The sequence below is a fragment of the Niabella agricola genome, assembly GCF_021538615.1.
GTDB lineage: Bacteria > Bacteroidota > Bacteroidia > Chitinophagales > Chitinophagaceae > Niabella > Niabella agricola.
Genome location: NZ_JAJHIZ010000003.1, coordinates 867326 through 884273 on the forward strand (window position 1 = coordinate 867326; position 16948 = coordinate 884273).

The window sequence follows — 16948 nt, forward strand, 5'->3', positions numbered from 1 at the left end:
TTTTGTTCAAGGTACAGGTTCTCATTTCTGAATTCTGACTTCTGACTGCGGTATTTCACCAGAATATATACCTCCGAACAGGAACGGCATCTCCATTCCCACATTTTCAAATTTCCCAACCCGCACTTCTCATGCAAGATTTCCATTCAATATTTTTCATTCCCGCCGGGGAACGTATATTTACCACAATTGCAACAAGATGACAAAGAGAACCAATTATATTTCCTGGGATGAATATTTTATGGGCGTGGCCCTGTTATCCGGAAAACGGAGCAAGGACCCCTCCACACAGGTAGGCGCCTGCATTGTAAATCAGCAGCACAAGATCGTTGGTGTAGGCTATAACGGTTTGCCCACCGGCATCAGTGATGACCAGTTCCCCTGGGAAAAAGAGGGCGATTTCCTGGAAACCAAGTATCCTTATGTTTGTCATGCAGAGCTTAATGCAATCCTGAATAATATTGGCATAAACCTGAGCGGTTGTAAAATCTACACCGCATTATTTCCCTGCAACGAATGCAGTAAGGCCATTATCCAATCCGGCATTGGGGAGGTTATTTACCTGTCGGATAAATACGCCAGTAAGGAAAGCTTTATTGCAGCCAAACGCATGCTGCAGACAGCAGGTGTTCAACTGCGGAAGATGACGCCGGGTGTAAATGAAGTTACCCTCTCTTTTGATGAAAAGAGCGTATGACCTGCCGGGCACCCTTTCGCAGGCTCTGAAAGACGAAATCCAAGAACAGCTATGTTGCCGGAGGCTGCACAGTTGCAACGCACTAATGCTTTGTATACCGCAACTGCAGCACATCATTACCCAAACGCTCCTGCCCGACAAAACGGAGGTTGATATTCAATGCACCGTTCCCACCCAGCACACCTCCGGCGGTGATCATTGGCATCACGTTAAAAACCACGTCTGTAACCAGGTCCTTTTCCAGAAATACGTTACAGGTTTCCGTTCCGCCTCCGATCAGTATTTCATCAAAACCCCTTTCTTCCAGGTATGTTACGGCTGCCTCAGGACTGGGGGCAACTTTATAAGCACTGGTTGTTTCCCGGGTTGCAGAAAGCCATACAAATACCACATCCGGCAGTACTTCCCTTACCCTGTCGATTCCACCAAAAGCCGTCACAAAATGTTCAAATGATTTTCTTCCCATTACCAGGTTGCCCACCCGGTTGATCTGCTGCAGGGAAAGACCGATAATGTCCGGCGGTACCTGGTGGTTGGGGTTATCAGATAACAACAGTTTTCCGTTTACTGAAACATTCGCATACAATGTTATTTTCATAAAAAGCGTTTATATCATCAAAAATATCAGCGAATTCTTTTATTTTCATTATCCGTTAACGGCGGGTAACTACTTACTTGGAAGTAACTATGCAGGTAAAAAAACTACCAATAACAAGACCGGAATGCACACAAAATCTGTTGGCACTAAGAGACAGTTTGGAACTTTTAGGCGGCAAGTGGAAACTTTTGATCGTACTGCATATCAGCTGCCGGCCAAAAGAATTGCTGCATTTTAAAAAGCTAGAGAAAGTAATTGCCGGCATATCGGCCAAAATGCTTTCTAAAGAATTGAAGACACTTGAAGAAAATAAGATTATAACCCGTACTATCCAGAATACCCGGCCTATTACGGTTACCTATGCCCTCACCGCATACGGGCAATCACTCATTCCCATTGCAAATGCGTTGCAACAATGGGGATTGAATCACCGGAAAATGATCAAGGGAAAATAACAAGAACAGCACACGCGGCTAGTAATAAGCCGGCACAGGAAGCGCCAGGTTCTAATGAAAGATGCCGTTCATTTCTGTTAGTACGATCGGCTTGCCGCCCGTTACCACAACCGTATGTTCATGCTGCGCCATATAACCGCCTTTATCGCCAACCAGGGTCCAGCCATCACTCAATTCCGTTGCATAGGTTGAGCTTGTAGCAATAAAAGTTTCAATGGCTACAACAGAGTTCTTTTTAAACCGGCGCTGGTCAAACCGGTTCCGGTAATTGAGCAGTTCCTCCGGCTGTTCATGCAGGCGGCTGCCAATACCATGCCCGCCAAGATTTTTAATCACCATAAACCCCTTCTTTTTAGCTGCGGTTTCCATAATATATCCGATATCGGCAATCTTTACGCCGCCTTTAATATGTTCAAGCGCCTGTTTCAATATCTCCCTGGACGCCTCTACCAAGGGCTGATGCTGATGAAGGTCATTCCCCAGAACAAACGAAGCACCATTATCTGCCCAAAAGCCGTTCAGCTCTGCAGACACATCAATATTTACCAGGTCGCCTTCTTTTAAGATCCGTTTATCAGACGGTATGCCATGGCAAAATTCCTGGTCAACGCTGATACAGGCACATCCCGGAAATCCATAGGTAAGCCGGGGAGCTGGTCTTGCTCCAAAACCGGCAAGTATCCTTGCCCCGTAATCGTCCAGTTCCTTGGTGCTCATTCCCGGCCGGGCATACTCCATCATTTGTTTTAACGTATGTGCAACCGCGTTACCCGCGTGTTGCATACCAATCAGTTCAGCCTCTTTTGTTATCGACATCGTGCTTATTTTTAATTAAAACCCCGTTCCCATTAGCGAATATACCATTTAATTATTGCAGGCGCCACCAGCTCCGTTGAGTGCCTTATTCAAATATCTTGTCAATTTGCGCCGAAGGGTCGGCAAAAAATGCTTTAACGCTGCACAATTCTTTAAACTCCTGGTGCTCATAGTCGGCAAAGGCAAGGCATTTCTTTTTAGGATACCAAACCAAAAAACCATCACTACCGTAATGATCCACCGTGCTCAGCAGGTCTAAGAACTTATGTTTCATCCAATGTACTTCCTTAACATTCAAAAGAGAGTTGAATACAATATATCCCACGTTTTTATTACCGGGTAATTCCAGTTTCCGGTCCGTACTGCGCAATACCTGTAACAGTGCTTCGGGTATTTTGTAGCTCTTTAGATCTGCCAGCCGTTGTTCCTCGTTGTGCCACTGCTCCGGCTCCAGTGCCTTCAGAAATGCCCTCATCTCCTCATTCCGGTTGGCCACGGCGCAATTATAAGGGCGTTCCCCGTAATGATCCTTTATCGTTACATCCGCTCCATGTGCTACCAGGCGTTTTACCATTTCCAGATCGTTGTTTCCTGCTGCGATATGCACCGGCGTGGAGTTATAAGGAAACACCATATCCGGTTTGCAAAAATTCACGTCTGCCCCATGTTCCAGCAGCAATGCGATGGCCTTATACTGCCGGTTGAAAACAGCCTGCCGCAAGGAGCTGCCATCATTTTTAAGATCATAGCCGGCTTCGATCAGCAGCGGGATAAGGTCATAGTTATTGCCGTATAAGGCAGCATTCATGGCAGACTTCCCCGTTTTGTGCCGGGCATTTACATCGGCACCGCCCTCAATCAGACGCTTTACCGTTTTTGCATCGGTGTTGGAACAGGCCAGTAAAATGGCGGGCTGATCGTTATCGTTCAATGCTACATTTTTTAAAAGCAGCCAGTCCAGTACTTTTTTCTTTTTCTCACACAATGCAAGAGTAAGCGGTGTTTCAATAATCCGGTCGGTGATCGGGATCTTTTGGTTTAGGTCCCATCCCTTTGCCACTTTCTGTTCCAGGGCCACAATATCTTCAGTCATGATCTGCCGGGCGGTTTCGGTCAGTTCAGCGTTGGGTCCAAATAATTTCATCCTGTTATTTTTTGATGCAATTGTTCATTTGTTTACACCGATAGCCGGCACAAGATATCAATTTTAAGCATACGATGTCGCAGCCATAAACGGGTGTATGCCCGGTTGTAGTCGGCGTGCCAGTACGAAGCGGATGCACTTTCCGGGCTGACTGCCCCTCAGCGGATCCCGCTATAGAACATCATTCCCAGGGCCAGTATTGAAAACAGCGTGCGGATATGATTGTACCGGTTCCAAGGGATCTCGAATCGGGAACGAACAGCCTCAGCCGTCTCCGGATCCAATGTATCGATACGTTGCCGGTCCAGGTAGTTGTTCAAGGGAACATTGCAGAACATAGTCACCATAAACACGCCGCCTGTATAAACCAGGGTAGTCACCAGCATCCACATAAACAGCCATCGATCCTCAAAAAAACGGATCATGGTGGTTCCGATAAGCAACAGCGGCGCACCGATAAAGCACAAGAGGAATACGGGGTTCAGGATCGCTTTGTTGATCTTTTGCATCGCCCACAGATAGCTTTTATCATCCAGTTTTTTTAAGCCGCGCGTTACTGCAACGCTAAACGAAAAGAACAGTCCTGCCATCAGCGCCACCAGCAGCAGGGCTATAAAAAAACAGCTGTTACCCAGTATCATATCGCAAAGTTTTACAATGTTTATTACCGTACGCAAAGCAGGGCGGCGGCCACCACACCGGCCGTTTCCGTACGCAGCCTGGTAGTGCCAAGAGTCACCGGCTGGTATCCGTTTGCCAATGCAGCGCCGATCTCCTCTGTTGTAAAATCGCCCTCCGGCCCAATAAGAATGATGCTATCGTCCGCTGCGGCCTGGTCCTTCAGGGAATGTTTTTCATCTTCCAGGCAATGAGCAATAAATTTCCGCGTCATAGAATGAGCCCCGTGATCCTTTATAAAATCAGCATATTTTACAGGCTCCGGCATCTGCGGCAGCCATACCTGTTGGCTTTGCAATAAAGCGCTGATCAGTATCTGCTGCAATCGTTCCGTTTTCGCCCGTTCTTTTTCTGTGCGATCACTGATCAGGGGGATGATGGCCGCAACGCCGATCTCGGTTGCTTTTTCGAGAAACCATTCAAAACGGTTCGCGTTTTTTAACAGGGAAATTGCGATGGTAACCCGCGGATGGCGGGGTGGTGAAAAAACAGTGTCGGCGACCATTACGGAACAATGCTTTTTATGCGGTGCTGCAATAACTGCGGTAAGCAAATGGCCTTTACCATCCGTTAAGTGTAGGGCTTCTCCCGTCTGCATCCGCAATACCTGTACTACGTGACGGGAATTGTTTTCATCCAGCACGATATGTTGCGCACCGGGTGTATACTCATTAATATAGAAAAAAGGAAGCTGCAAAACGGGCGTTTGATTTGAGGTTGGATGTTCAAACTTTAAGGTCCTACGTTAAACCTTAAACAAATTAAAAAGGCGCATCTTCCAGATCATCAAACTCATCATCCTTCATCTTATTCATCTTGCTCTCTACCTGGAACAACTTGGCGCCGCCGCCACCGCCTTCTTCTTCATCGATCCGCTTCCAGCTGCTGCCTGGTGCGGCCATAATATTGTACGGGTCCTCTTCCCAACTGATAAACTTCTGAATATGTAACAATGCCTTCAGCTTAATGGTTTCAAGTGAGCCATTCCGGTGCTTGGCGATCTTTACTTCTGTCAACCCCCGCTGGTCCTCCCCTTCGGCATTGGTGTTCATATCATAGTAATCCGGCCGGTACAGGAACATTACCATATCCGCATCCTGTTCGATGGCTCCGGACTCCCGCAGGTCACTCAGCTGTGGTACCCGGTTACCATCCTTGGAGCCCCGTTGTTCCACAGCACGGCTTAACTGGGAAAGTGCAATAATAGGCACGCTTAGTTCCTTGGCCAATCCCTTCAGGTTCCGGCTGATAGAACTGATCTCCTGCTCGCGGTTTCCTTTAGAATCCCCGGATCCGCTCATCAGCTGCAGGTAGTCGATAATGATCATCCCAATATTGTGCTTATTCTTCAGCTTCCGGCATTTGGCCCGTAACTCAAAAATATTCAGCGCCGGTGTATCATCGATAAAAAGCGGAGCCTGCGACAATCGTTGGATCCCCTTGGTGTACAGCTGCTTCATTTCATGATCTTCCATCTTACCACGGGCAATCTTTTCCAGCATGATCTCGCTTTCGGCCGATAGTACCCGCTGCACCAGCTGGGCCGCACTCATCTCCAATGAAAAGAAGGCCACCGGGGTGGGGTGCTCCTTAATCTTGTTCATAACAGCATTGCGTGCCAGGTTGAGCGCAAAAGCGGTCTTCCCCACCGCAGGACGTGCCGCAAGGATGATCAGGTCCGTATTCTGCCATCCATAGGTTACCTTATCCAGCATTTTAAATCCGCTGGGCACACCGGTCACATCTTCGTTCCGGTGGCGCAGGTCTTCAATCCGTTGTATGGTTTGCACCAGTACCGAATCAATCGGTTGTATGGTACTGCGCAGGTGCGAGTTGGTTATTTCAAATAACTTAGATTCGGCGTCGTCCAGCAATTCAAATACATCCGTGCTGTCTTCAAATGCATCGTTGATGATTTCCCCGCTGATCCGGATCAACTCCCTTTGTATAAATTTTTGCAGTACGATCCGCGCATGCGATTCGATATTCGCCGCTGAAACGACCGCATTGGTAAGGCGGGTAACATAGTAAGCGCCCCCTACCATTTCCAGCTCCTCCCGCATCCGCAATTCTTCCACCACGGTCAGGATATCGATGGGCTGACTTTTATGAGCCAGCGACTGCATGGCCCGGAAAATACGCTGGTTGGCGTCTACATAAAAACAGTCCGGTTTTAATACTTCGATAACAGCGTCAAAGGCATTCTTCTCCAGCATGATGGCCCCCAGGATGGCTTCCTCCAGCTCTCTGGCCTGGGGAGGTACTTTTCCGTAAACCATGGTTCCCAGGTCAACCGCCGTTCTGCGTTTCTGCTTCCGATCTTTATTTATATCCTTTAAATCCATTATATTAAAACAACTGTTTTTCTGACTTTTGAGACAAAAATCCCGCTATCATCAGCGATACACCAATGATTTCTTGGATCATTTTTCAACCTTAAATTTATCAATTTTAGGGGAGACTGCATGATGGTCCCTTGAAATCAGGAAGCGAATTTAGACCCTTAAAAGGGGAGAAACAAATCTTTATTTCTGGACCAATTATTAACAGGGTTATGCACAGGCGCTTTTTTGTTTCAGGTTTAACCTTCAGAAGTTTAACGTTGGATTCCGATCCCAAACTTGACGTCAAATCACTAATCCCGATAATCGCCAACCGGAAACTTGTTGCAAGGTACGGTTTGAGGTTGAAAGCCCGCCTGACGGGCAGGTTTCTGTTCCATACCCGATATGCTTCGCTTCTTCCTGCTCGCGGCTTGCTGTTCCCACTTGCAGCTATCGAACGGAGCGCAGGTCAGCAGGCCTTAATGGATTTCTATTTTTACATCTTCAAATGCTTACGACAACCCCTACCCTCCTAAATTTGGAATGGTCTCCGACTGATGAGCAGATCATAGAACCGGAACGGCCGCTGCATTTTCAAATTTTCAAATTTCCAAAAAACGCTTTCTTTGCAGTATGAACATCGTGCAGAAATACTTTGATGATTTTACAGCTACGCAGCTGGACCAGCTAAAGGCTTTAGAGGGATTGTACCGCGACTGGAACGAAAAAATAAATGTAATCAGCCGCAAGGATATTGACAGCCTTTATGAAAAACATGTGCTGCACTCGCTTAGCATTGCCGCGGTATTTAACTTTCCGCCGGGCACACAGGTGGCAGACCTGGGCGCAGGTGGCGGCTTTCCCGGTATTCCGCTGGCTATTTTTTTTCCCGAAGTCGATTTTTTACTGGTAGACAGCATTGGTAAAAAATTAAAAGTGGTGGATGCGGTCAGCGAGGCCATCGGTTTAAAAAACCTCCGGACCCGGCACTGCCGTATCGAGGACGTAAAAGATAAAAAATTTGATTTTGTAGTGTCCCGGGCTGTGGCGCCGTTAAAAGAACTATGGCAATGGAGCAAACCGCTGATCCGGAAAGACCCCGCCAGACAGCATACGCGCCTGGTTGAAAAAGGAGACCATGCCCCGGGACTGATCTGCCTGAAAGGCGGCGATCTTACAAAAGAAATCTTTGAAAGCGGCACCCGGCCCCATATAATGGCCATCAGCGATTTGTTTACCGAGCCCTTCTTTGAAGAAAAATACCTCGTGTACGTGCCGAAGTAGGTCCGTACTTTATTGCACAGGAGGAGGAGGAGGTCCTTCTTCTTCATCTTCCAACCAAGGAAGATCCTCTTCAATGGCCGTAAAACATACTACCTGTATCTTTTTACCATTCCATATTGTTTCTGAAATAACTGTTTCTTTTTCCATACGCGCCGGAACTTTACTGGAAGTGGCATGCAATTCCTGGTCATAGATCACCATATTGAACATCAGGTCTACAATGACCACACGGATTCTCTTTTGATTAACCACAGCGGTATCAGCCTCTTTTTGAAGATAATAAAATTCCCAGTTCAACCTGCCAGAGTCCGCAGCATATTTAAGTTCGAGGTCAATAAGATCCGGCTTATAGTTTTTGGCCTTTACATATTCAAGTGCAAGTTTATGCCCCCGTTCATATTCATTCAACGTTTGTTCCAGATAAAACAGGTAGCGCGGAAAATCAAATTTTAAAATCTGGCGGTATTGATCAAAGCTCATCTCAAAGCAATACTCTTTTATCCGTTTTTCGGAAAAAGAAAATACAAACCAGAGCTGGTATTTCGGCACCAGCCTGTAATTAGACTGCGCCAGGATCTCACCCTTAAAAAACCGTTCAGGCCGGTATATATTGGCACTGTGAAATACAACCTTCCCGGCCCATTGTTCAAGACTATCCTCCAGTACACGCTTTGCGATGGTTTGAATCTTTAGAGGAAGTTTATCAAACTGTTTCACCTCCCTGGGATGATGCTCCCATTCGTCCTTGCTATAATCATCCGGACCACACCTGATGCGATGAAAAGAACCATACCCCATATAAGGCTGGTATACTATCGGATCTTCAGGATCAAAAGGTTCGGGGCGATAAGGATCGTTCATAAGCGGTATTTGAATAAAGTTAAAAACTTTTTGAACACCAAATTTAAATATCCAACAAGAACAATCAGATTTAAAAGCGTCAACGGTTCCGTTCATTGGCAGACGGCAAGACGATTTCCACTTTTGAATGCCTCATTCAATGTCGTTTACTTAAGCAACTTTTTATCATTGCGGCAGATACGCTGATTGCGCCTGCGGCGCTTTCACTGCGATGTTCTGAGTACTATTAAAGCCGGTACCATACCTGCGTATCTGCGACCTTAACGAAACAACAGTGATGCCTTATTGCAATTACATATGCAGCATTTCCCCTCCCGCATCATAGGCCATAAAAAAATAGTTATATCCTTTTTCAAACTGACCGATGAACTCATGCCGGTTAAAACCGGGCTGGCCTTTCAGAAAATATTGCTGTAAGGTAAGCGTATAGCCCAGCCCATCAAAAAAATCAAACATCAGTTCCGGTGTGGCACCATAAAGATCACTTCCACCCTTTCCAAACTCAAACAATACCACCGGCCGGTGTTGCCGCAGGATCCGTTCCGCACCTTTCAATACTTCCAGCTCTGCTCCTTCCACATCGATCTTGATCAAACGGATGGGCATATCCGGTGGAACCGCCTCTTCCAGCCGCTCTACCTTTACCCGGATCTTTTCCGTAGCATATTGCGCATGTTCAAAGTTCCGCTCTCTTAAACCGCTTACCGCCGGCCGGTCTTTAAATACCGTAAATTCCGCCTCGCCAGCCTCGCTGGAAAGGGCTGTGTTGAAAAGACGTACCCGGTTGCCGTATTTTTTTTGCAGCTGGGCAAACAGGTACGGGATGGGTTCAAACCCCATATGCTGCCCCTGCGGCGCTCTTTTCAGAATGACAGACAGAATCTCCCCCTTGTGCGCCCCGATATCGATGCAGTTACTATCCGCTTTTAATATCCGTTTGATGACGTCAAAGGTTTCAAAATCATACCGGTCAAATGGTGGTTGTAACACCTTCTCTGAAAAATGATAAAAACGATAGGCCATTTTTTTGGCCGCGGTTGTTACCACCTGTGGAACATATTTACGTTTCATGAATTGTAAAAATAGGGCATTTAACCACAAAGGGCACCAGGGCACACAAAGAACTTCGACATCATGTCGTTTTCTACGGCCGGTCTTTAAAGCAGGAAAACTACCGGCAGCCAATGCCATCTGTGGTGACGGGCTCAGGGCGATTATGAACGGCTACTGCGCTTGCGGGCGCAGGCTAAACGCCCGCTTCTACAATCAGTGCTTTTATCTGGTTAAACCAGTTTTGGTTGGCATTTCCGAAAAAGTGATAGTCAATAAAAAAATACATTACCTGCCCGTTACTGGTGGTAATGCGTAATGGCTGACCACTCAAACCGAAATTAGGCATCAGTGTTTTCGTATAGTATTCATCAAACCCGATATACAATTGAGAGATGCAATCCAGCGGAACCGAATAATATTCATTGCCCGATAACTCGATAGCCTTTTCTGTAAGTGCTATATCCGTTGCATGCTGATGAAAAGGTAGCGCTCCGGTAATAAAAAGCCCTCCAACACGTTCCTTATTACGCGTTAACACCTCATGTTTAAAACACCACAAGGCAGTACCGGTTATCAATAGTGTTTCCATGCCTTAATAATGCACTTTAAAGGTACAGCTTTTTATTTTTTAACCGAAAGTGCCTATATTGGTGCAGCGCGTACACAGAAACCTTACCGCCACAGCGGCGCCGGTGATTCCTGAGCCATCAGCGCAGGCCCAAATAGCTGCGATCATCCTGTACTGTTTATGCGTCCGCGCCAATATGCTACAACTAATTTTTTTTATATGAACAGATCTGTTTCCCAGCTTTTTTGCATAGCGTTTTTGCTAACCAGTCCATTCCTGTCTGCGCAACCGGCGCCTCAGCCGCAGGAAAACCTGTTACCCATCGTGGAAAAAATAGTAGATGAGGTGCAGCAGCATTCCCAACTGGAAAAACTGGCCGGTGAGTTGCTGGATGGCATCGGCCCCCGGCTGGTGGGTACACCGGAAATGCAAAAGGCCGGTGACTGGGCCATTGCCAGGTTTGAGAGCTGGGGGATCCGTAGCAATAAACAATCCTTTGGTGAATGGCGCGGCTGGCAACGGGGCATTTCCCAGGTTGATATGATTGCCCCCCGCATCAAAAGCCTGGAAGCTACGCAGCTGGCCTGGAGCCCGGCCACCAAAACACCGGTACAGGGTGAGGTTGTACCATTGCCCTTTGTAAACAATGCTGGTGAGTTTACAGCATGGTTAAAAACGATAAAGGGAAAAGTGGTATTGATTTCCCAATACCAGCGCTCAGGCCGGCCAGATTATCAGATCAAAGAGTTTGCCTCCCCTGAGCTTTACGAAAAGATGATGAAGGAACGGGCTGATGATGCTGAAGCCTTTCGCAAGGCCATGATCAATACCGGCTACACCAGCAGCACCTTGCCGGAAGCCCTCGAAAAGGCCGGCGCCGCTGCGCTCGCCATTTCCAACTGGACGGGTATTATGGGTGCCAACCGCGTTTTTGGAGCGCGCACCAAAAAAATCCCTACCATCGATATCTCGGTAGAGGACTATGGTATGTTGTACCGGATGGCGGTAAACGGATTAGCTCCCCGGATCCGGATCCACGTACAATCCAAAGAACTGGGAATGGTGCCCACCTTTAACATCATCGGCCGCATCGACGGAAAGGAAAAACCGGATGAATATGTGATCCTTTCCGCGCATTTTGATTCCTGGGACGGAGCCCAGGGTGCCACCGACAACGGCACAGGAACCATCACCATGATGGAGACCATACGGATATTGAAAAAACTGTACCCGGATAACAAACGCACCATACTGATTTGTCTTTGGGGAAGCGAAGAGCAGGGATTAAATGGCTCACGCGCTTTTGTAAAAGATAATCCGCAGATCACAAAGAATATCCAGGCGGTATTTAACCAGGACAATGGCACTGGGCGCATTGCCAATATCAGCGGCCAGGGGTTTGTAAATGCATACGACTACCTGGGCAGATGGCTGGCAGCAGCTCCTAAAAAAATCACTGCGGGTATTGAAACCAGCTTCCCGGGAATGCCCGGCAGCGGTGGATCGGATCACGCTTCATTTGTAGCCGCAGGTGTACCGGCATTTGTATTAAGCTCTCTAAGCTGGGGATACGGTGGCTATACCTGGCATACCAATCGCGATACATATGATAAAATTGTTTTTGATGAAGTAAAAAACAATGTGATCCTTACTGCGGTACTGGCATATATGGCGTCTGAAGATCCCCGGCCGGCGAACCGCGATCAGCGTGTGTTACCGGTTATCAACGGAAAACAAATTACCTGGCCGGAAATAAAAGAACCGGAGCGCCGCGGTGGCATTGAAAAATAGCGTGGCTCTTTTCAGCCGCTCTTACGGGGCTCCTGAAAAGCCGGGATTTCAATAATCCGATGCTGCGGAATTGCATGTCATCACCCCTCACTGGCTGTCTGGAATCGATATGGCTGCTTCTATTTTAAATTCCGTTCTTTTAGCAATTGTTCCAGCGCCTTATTTTTATTCCTGTTCCCGGCAGCAACCGGAATGTAAACCAGGGGAAGAAAACTGAGCAGGCCGAAACCATTTTTAACGGTACTAAAAACGGCCACTCCAATTAAGAACCCAAAGAGTACAGCATCGAAAAGCTTCGTTGATTTACTTTTTTTTGCTTCCCGCAACAACGCTTCGTTGGTTAATGTTGCCAGTTCTTTTTGATTCATTGATATCATTTATTTTACTTGTTAAGTCTGTTAAGCAGTGTGCTGATATTACCGCTACCAGTAAAACAGCTGATGCATTTTCTTTCCGTCATCACTGGTTTGAAGTAATACACAGTTGAAACATTCCTCCAATGCCAGCCCGGGATGGCTATCATACCGCTTTATTTTCCGGCTTATGAAACAATATTCCTGCGCAGCAAATTGCGGAAGCGGTTAATACTTCAGCTCCAGCCGGTTGTTCCTCCGGTTTACATCTGCCATACGCTGCGAAGGATCGATTTCTGCAATAACAATCTCCGTTAACCGGTGATCGGTTACTATGGTATAATATTTATTAGTCCAGGGCCAGGGTTGGTATACCTTCCATTTTATTGTTTTATTTTCCGCCGGCTTGGCATGATACATCAGGTCCAGCGGCACATTATGCATTTCTTTTGTACTGTCTTTAAACGTAATCAAAAAATCAACCGGCATCGGCATCATACCGTCATTCCGTAAGCGGATCTTTGTCTGGCCGCCTTCTTCCCAGAGACTGTCGATCGCATAATCGATAGTACGGGTAGTGTAGATCCAGTAATCCCGGTACCAGTCCAGCTTTGTACCGCTGGTACGCTCTGCCACCCGCAGAAGATCATCCGGGTCGGGGTGTTTAAATTTCCATTGCTGGTAATAGTTGAGCAATATGCGGTCCCGCACATCTTCTCCCAGGATGTATCCCAGCTGTACAAGAAACAGCGCACCCTTGATGTAGCTGCCCTGTCCATATGCATAGTTCGTATTGAAATGATCGGCGGGGGTGCTTAACGCTTCCTCTTTGCCACTTTTCACCAGGTTCAGATAATAGATGTAGGTAGAATCCGGCCGGCTGTAGCCCGGCACGCCCTGCTGGTTCAGCCAGTGGGCAACACGGGTATCCGCATAGTCGGCTCCGCCTTCATCCATCCAGGAATACCTTGTTTCATTAGTAGCCAGCCGTCCGTAAAACCATTCATGCATCCACTCGTGCAGCCAGGCACCGGGAGAGGCCAGTAAGGTAGCCATCGGGTATTCCATACCGCCATCCCCTCCGGTTATAAACGAATATTGTTTGTATGGATAGCGGCCAAAGGTTTGTTCTATATAGGGCAGCGCCTGCTCTGCATCGGATAACACTTTTTCCCATTTATCGGCCTTAAACTTTGCCTCCTTATACAGCAGGTGCAGTGTAAGATCGCTCCGAACTTTTTTGCTTTTGTGAATAAACCCGGGATCTGCGGCCCACATAAAATCATGCACTTCCGGCGCAGTAAACTTCCAGGTCAGCCGGTCGCCCGCCGGCCGTTTAACAGTGGCGCCCTCGGCTTCATACCCATAACCGATCTGGTTGGCGTTGGTCAGATAACCGGTTCCTCCCAGGATATAATTCTTATCAATCGTGATGTTCACCTCAAAGTCACCGAAATTTCCAAAAAATTCACGCCCTACATAAGGGGTGGGATGCCAGCCGTCTTTGTCATATACACTGATCTTCGGGTACCACTGGCTCATGGAATAACGCACTTTGGTATTGGGGTTATCCCTGCCGCTTCTCCGGATCTGCAAGGGCACCTGCGCCTCGAAATTCATATCAAAGATTACTTTTTGCCCCGGAAGGATGGGGCGGGTAAGCGTTACGATCAAAATGGTACCCTGTACTTCATAAGGCTGCGGCACCCCATTCATCCGCAGTGTATTCACTTTCTGGTACCCGATCTCATCCGGCTTCAGGTTAAAAATACGGTCCTTCACCCGCTGGTCCCAATCCGGTTTCTCCCCGATCAGGATCTTCCCCTGCCTCCTGCTGCGCTCATCCATCATACTTCCGGGCTGAAAAGCATTCCAGAATAAGTGGTAGTACACCCGGTCCAGGGTATCCGGCGAATGGTTCCAGTACTCCAGCTGCTGTTTCCCTGTGAACCGGTTGGTGGCTACATTCATATCCACATCCATCGTATACTTCACCCGCTGCTGCCAGTAACCGTTTTGTGCATTTACCGAAATCACGAGGCCCGCCAGTAATAAAAACAATAACCCTTTTGAGGTACGCATGATTAAAATTTTAAATTCCGGCGGAAAATAATCAAAAAAACAGAAAGGCCTGCGGGAAAATAGATAAACGTCCTTAGTACTGATATGGAGGCGCATGGAGCCGTTTCCCGGATTCGCTGAAATAATGATACCGCGGTGTTGTATCAGCATTTTTCAATAAGAGCCGGTAGGTTTCATATCCGCTTGGAATATAGACCACATCTACGTCTGCTACATGGGCGGCGTCCAGCCGGGAACGCCGGAAGCCTGATTTTATCTTTTCGGGGAGCCGGTCAAAACTAAAACTCATGACCGTATATTCCCACTCATTTTTTTTATAAATGGCTTCATATTGCTCGTTTTTCATCAGGAAGTCCACTACGGTCCGGTTTCCGTTTACCCGGCATTTAAGATCCGTTGCATAGGGGTACTGGATATAAAACAGTTCTGCAATGCCAGTGGGAACACCGGGTACCTGGGCCTTTGCCACCTGTATTGCGGCGGCCAGGCAGGCCCCTGCAAGGCACAAAAACCGGCACATCCTGCGCCCACCCTGTGAATAAAAGAAACGATATCGCATTTTATATAGCTTCATAATGAATACCGGAATATACGCCCGCTCCCGCAAACGGTCGGTTGATAAACATTTCCGCAATGCAAAACAGCGCCACCGGTTTTTAACGGCCCAGTTCATTTCGAAGTGTGCGGATCTCGGTTTGCAGTGCCTGCACCTTGCCCAGCAAATGCGCGATGGTTTCAAGCCCCTCCATGTTGATGTCGAGATCATAATGCATATGCATGTATTTCTCAAGGTCCGTCAGTTGTTCAAACCCGATAAATACGCCTTCTTCCCGTTGCGTCAGTTCAATCAGCCCGTGCTCACTCAGAGACTGAACAAAAGACACCTCGATACTGTAATAGGAGCAGCATTGTTCTACAGATATGCTGTGGATGTGTTCTGTCATGATTTACTTTCTGCCTCCTTTGCTAGTTCTTTAAACAATTCTTTTTCTTTTTCGGATAAATTTTTGGGTAATTGTACCTGGTAAGTAATGTACAAATCGCCAAAACGCCCTTCGTTCTTATACACCGGAAAGCCCTTCCCCTTCAGGCGTACTTTTGTGTCATTCTGCGTTTCCGGCGGAATGGTTAATTTCACTTTCCCATCCATGGTATCAATGGTTTCCGTTCCTCCTAAAACGGCCTTGTACAGGCTGACCGGAACGTTGGAGTACAGATCATTTCCCTTTCTGACGAATGGCGTATCGTTCTGTACGGTAAATGTAATGTACAGATCTCCGTTAGGTCCCCCGTTCACACCGGGAGCTCCATAACCGGCGATCCTGATCTCCTGGCCGTTCTCGATACCTGCCGGTACGGTGATCCGGATATGCTTCCCGTTTACGGTAAACGTCTGCTGATGCGTTTTATAGGCATCCGAAAGGTTCAGGGTCACTGAAGCTTTATAATCCTGGCCTTTAAACCGGGTGGCCGACCGGCCGCTGCGGCCTGCGCCCTGTCCGAACAGCGACGAAAAGAAATCGGAGAAATCACCTTCGTCACCAGACTGGTAACTGTAATATTCTCCGCCCTCAAAAGGCGCTCCCTGCTGTCTCTCTGAAGCTTGCTGCTTCCGAGCCTGTTCAAACTGATCGGCATGCTTCCATTCGGCCCCGTACTGGTCGTACTTTTTTCGTTTTTCGGGGTCACTCAACACCTCATGTGCTTCATTGATCTGCTGAAAGAGCTTTACCGCTTCCTTATCATCCGGGTTCAGATCCGGGTGATGCTTCCGCGCCAGTTTGCGGTATGCTTTTTTTATATCCTCCGCCGAAGCATCCCTGGCAACTCCCAGGATCTTATAATAGTCGATATAATCCATTTACTCAAAATATGTTTCAAGTTAAAACATAAATGGAAGAGTTCCAACAAACACCCCTTGATAATTTTTATGCGAACAGGAGATAGATCGCCGCAATGGCCAGTAGGGAAATCAGCCATAGGCTCACCAGGGAAACTTTCAGGATCGTAACATATTTTTCCTTAAACAACCGATCCTTCAAAAAAATATACATCGTAATCGAATAAATGCTGTTTGCAACAATCCAGACTACGGGAAATAACAGAAAGGGATTCATCTGAAGTGGTTTAGCGTGATAATAAAAATAGCCAAAATCAGCAACCCCGCGCCCCTGTAACTGTTAATTTAGTGATTTCATAACATCCCCCGGATATTCTTCATACCTAGAAAGCTACAAACCAGCC

Annotated in this window: 19 protein-coding genes; 4 read left to right on the forward strand and 15 right to left on the reverse strand. The window is 47.3% G+C overall.

The genetic code is table 11. The features are described 5' to 3' along the window. The first annotated feature begins 199 nt into the window (after positions 1-199). Complete coding sequence (locus LL912_RS09010; protein WP_235553253.1) at positions 200-697, forward strand: deoxycytidylate deaminase; 498 nt, start codon at positions 200-202, stop codon at positions 695-697. A gap of 82 nt (positions 698-779) precedes the next feature. On the opposite strand, the gene LL912_RS09015 is transcribed toward LL912_RS09010, so the two are convergent. Beyond that, positions 780-1295: a dihydrofolate reductase family protein gene (locus tag LL912_RS09015; RefSeq protein ID WP_235553254.1), complete on the reverse strand. Its 516-nt coding sequence runs from the start codon at positions 1293-1295 to the stop codon at positions 780-782. 89 nt (positions 1296-1384) lie between these two features. On the opposite strand from LL912_RS09015, the gene LL912_RS09020 reads away from it, so the two are divergent. Then, the gene (locus LL912_RS09020; protein ID WP_235553255.1) at positions 1385-1750 is read left to right on the forward strand and encodes a winged helix-turn-helix transcriptional regulator; all 366 of its coding nucleotides are present in this window, start codon (positions 1385-1387) and stop codon (positions 1748-1750) included. A 51-nt stretch (positions 1751-1801) separates the two neighbouring features. Here the strand turns inward: LL912_RS09020 and map are convergent, their stop codons facing one another. The 5 genes from map to dnaB all read right to left on the reverse strand — a co-directional run bounded on the left by map (position 1802) and on the right by dnaB (position 6733). Further along, a complete protein-coding gene (gene map / locus LL912_RS09025; RefSeq protein WP_235553256.1) occupies positions 1802-2566 on the reverse strand; it encodes a type I methionyl aminopeptidase in 765 nt (254 codons plus the stop codon). An 85-nt stretch (positions 2567-2651) separates the two neighbouring features. After that, a complete protein-coding gene (locus tag LL912_RS09030; RefSeq protein WP_235553257.1) occupies positions 2652-3710 on the reverse strand; it encodes an ankyrin repeat domain-containing protein in 1059 nt (352 codons plus the stop codon). 158 nt (positions 3711-3868) lie between these two features. Further along, positions 3869-4351 (reverse strand): anthrone oxygenase family protein, encoded by a 483-nt coding sequence (locus LL912_RS09035; protein WP_235553258.1) that lies wholly within the window; start codon positions 4349-4351, stop codon positions 3869-3871. Positions 4352-4374: 23 nt separating this feature from the next. Next, complete coding sequence (locus tag LL912_RS09040) at positions 4375-5085, reverse strand: RsmE family RNA methyltransferase (RefSeq protein WP_235553259.1); 711 nt, start codon at positions 5083-5085, stop codon at positions 4375-4377. 64 nt (positions 5086-5149) lie between these two features. Continuing rightward, complete coding sequence (dnaB, locus tag LL912_RS09045; RefSeq protein WP_235553260.1) at positions 5150-6733, reverse strand: replicative DNA helicase; 1584 nt, start codon at positions 6731-6733, stop codon at positions 5150-5152. Positions 6734-7345: 612 nt separating this feature from the next. On the opposite strand from dnaB, the gene rsmG reads away from it, so the two are divergent. After that, positions 7346-7996 carry a 16S rRNA (guanine(527)-N(7))-methyltransferase RsmG gene (gene rsmG / locus LL912_RS09050; RefSeq protein ID WP_235553261.1) on the forward strand — a complete coding sequence of 217 codons (651 nt, stop codon included), beginning with the start codon at positions 7346-7348 and terminating at the stop codon, positions 7994-7996. Positions 7997-8005: 9 nt separating this feature from the next. On the opposite strand, the gene LL912_RS09055 is transcribed toward rsmG, so the two are convergent. From LL912_RS09055 to LL912_RS09065, 3 genes are all read right to left on the reverse strand, one after another. Further along, on the reverse strand, positions 8006-8857 hold the full coding sequence (locus tag LL912_RS09055) for a hypothetical protein (protein WP_235553262.1): 852 nt from the start codon (positions 8855-8857) through the stop codon (positions 8006-8008). 291 nt (positions 8858-9148) lie between these two features. Then, positions 9149-9928: an FkbM family methyltransferase gene (locus LL912_RS09060; protein ID WP_235553263.1), complete on the reverse strand. Its 780-nt coding sequence runs from the start codon at positions 9926-9928 to the stop codon at positions 9149-9151. A gap of 175 nt (positions 9929-10103) precedes the next feature. After that, complete coding sequence (locus LL912_RS09065; protein WP_235553264.1) at positions 10104-10499, reverse strand: hypothetical protein; 396 nt, start codon at positions 10497-10499, stop codon at positions 10104-10106. A 198-nt stretch (positions 10500-10697) separates the two neighbouring features. On the opposite strand from LL912_RS09065, the gene LL912_RS09070 reads away from it, so the two are divergent. After that, positions 10698-12269 (forward strand): M20/M25/M40 family metallo-hydrolase, encoded by a 1572-nt coding sequence (locus tag LL912_RS09070; protein WP_235553265.1) that lies wholly within the window; start codon positions 10698-10700, stop codon positions 12267-12269. Positions 12270-12388: 119 nt separating this feature from the next. On the opposite strand, the gene LL912_RS09075 is transcribed toward LL912_RS09070, so the two are convergent. The 6 genes from LL912_RS09075 to LL912_RS09100 form a co-directional block, all read right to left on the reverse strand. Next, positions 12389-12637: a hypothetical protein gene (locus LL912_RS09075; protein WP_235553266.1), complete on the reverse strand. Its 249-nt coding sequence runs from the start codon at positions 12635-12637 to the stop codon at positions 12389-12391. A gap of 213 nt (positions 12638-12850) precedes the next feature. Beyond that, entirely contained in the window at positions 12851-14704 is a 1854-nt protein-coding gene (locus tag LL912_RS09080) for a M1 family metallopeptidase (protein ID WP_235553267.1), read from the reverse strand. Positions 14705-14777: 73 nt separating this feature from the next. Beyond that, positions 14778-15278 (reverse strand): hypothetical protein, encoded by a 501-nt coding sequence (locus tag LL912_RS09085; protein ID WP_235553268.1) that lies wholly within the window; start codon positions 15276-15278, stop codon positions 14778-14780. 82 nt (positions 15279-15360) lie between these two features. Beyond that, complete coding sequence (locus tag LL912_RS09090) at positions 15361-15648, reverse strand: chaperone modulator CbpM (RefSeq protein ID WP_235553269.1); 288 nt, start codon at positions 15646-15648, stop codon at positions 15361-15363. Beyond that, positions 15645-16565 (reverse strand): DnaJ C-terminal domain-containing protein, encoded by a 921-nt coding sequence (locus LL912_RS09095; protein WP_235553270.1) that lies wholly within the window; start codon positions 16563-16565, stop codon positions 15645-15647. The genes LL912_RS09090 and LL912_RS09095 overlap by 4 nt, the downstream gene beginning before the upstream one ends. Positions 16566-16632: 67 nt before the next feature. Beyond that, complete coding sequence (locus LL912_RS09100; protein ID WP_235553271.1) at positions 16633-16821, reverse strand: hypothetical protein; 189 nt, start codon at positions 16819-16821, stop codon at positions 16633-16635. Positions 16822-16948 lie beyond the last annotated feature (127 nt).

Bases quoted from the DNA above. Each gene is read 5' to 3' on its own strand.
- LL912_RS09010 (WP_235553253.1), top strand. From the start codon at position 200: ATGACAAAGAGAACCAATTATATTTCCTGGGATGAATATTTTATGGGC.
- LL912_RS09015 (WP_235553254.1), bottom strand. From the start codon at position 1,295: ATGAAAATAACATTGTATGCGAATGTTTCAGTAAACGGAAAACTGTTG.
- LL912_RS09020 (WP_235553255.1), top strand. From the start codon at position 1,385: ATGCAGGTAAAAAAACTACCAATAACAAGACCGGAATGCACACAAAAT.
- map (WP_235553256.1), bottom strand. From the start codon at position 2,566: ATGTCGATAACAAAAGAGGCTGAACTGATTGGTATGCAACACGCGGGT.
- LL912_RS09030 (WP_235553257.1), bottom strand. From the start codon at position 3,710: ATGAAATTATTTGGACCCAACGCTGAACTGACCGAAACCGCCCGGCAG.
- LL912_RS09035 (WP_235553258.1), bottom strand. From the start codon at position 4,351: ATGATACTGGGTAACAGCTGTTTTTTTATAGCCCTGCTGCTGGTGGCG.
- dnaB (WP_235553260.1), bottom strand. From the start codon at position 6,733: ATGGATTTAAAGGATATAAATAAAGATCGGAAGCAGAAACGCAGAACG.
- rsmG (WP_235553261.1), top strand. From the start codon at position 7,346: ATGAACATCGTGCAGAAATACTTTGATGATTTTACAGCTACGCAGCTG.
- LL912_RS09055 (WP_235553262.1), bottom strand. From the start codon at position 8,857: ATGAACGATCCTTATCGCCCCGAACCTTTTGATCCTGAAGATCCGATA.
- LL912_RS09060 (WP_235553263.1), bottom strand. From the start codon at position 9,928: ATGAAACGTAAATATGTTCCACAGGTGGTAACAACCGCGGCCAAAAAA.
- LL912_RS09065 (WP_235553264.1), bottom strand. From the start codon at position 10,499: ATGGAAACACTATTGATAACCGGTACTGCCTTGTGGTGTTTTAAACAT.
- LL912_RS09070 (WP_235553265.1), top strand. From the start codon at position 10,698: ATGAACAGATCTGTTTCCCAGCTTTTTTGCATAGCGTTTTTGCTAACC.
- LL912_RS09075 (WP_235553266.1), bottom strand. From the start codon at position 12,637: ATGAATCAAAAAGAACTGGCAACATTAACCAACGAAGCGTTGTTGCGG.
- LL912_RS09080 (WP_235553267.1), bottom strand. From the start codon at position 14,704: ATGCGTACCTCAAAAGGGTTATTGTTTTTATTACTGGCGGGCCTCGTG.
- LL912_RS09085 (WP_235553268.1), bottom strand. From the start codon at position 15,278: ATGAAGCTATATAAAATGCGATATCGTTTCTTTTATTCACAGGGTGGG.
- LL912_RS09090 (WP_235553269.1), bottom strand. From the start codon at position 15,648: ATGACAGAACACATCCACAGCATATCTGTAGAACAATGCTGCTCCTAT.
- LL912_RS09095 (WP_235553270.1), bottom strand. From the start codon at position 16,565: ATGGATTATATCGACTATTATAAGATCCTGGGAGTTGCCAGGGATGCT.
- LL912_RS09100 (WP_235553271.1), bottom strand. From the start codon at position 16,821: ATGAATCCCTTTCTGTTATTTCCCGTAGTCTGGATTGTTGCAAACAGC.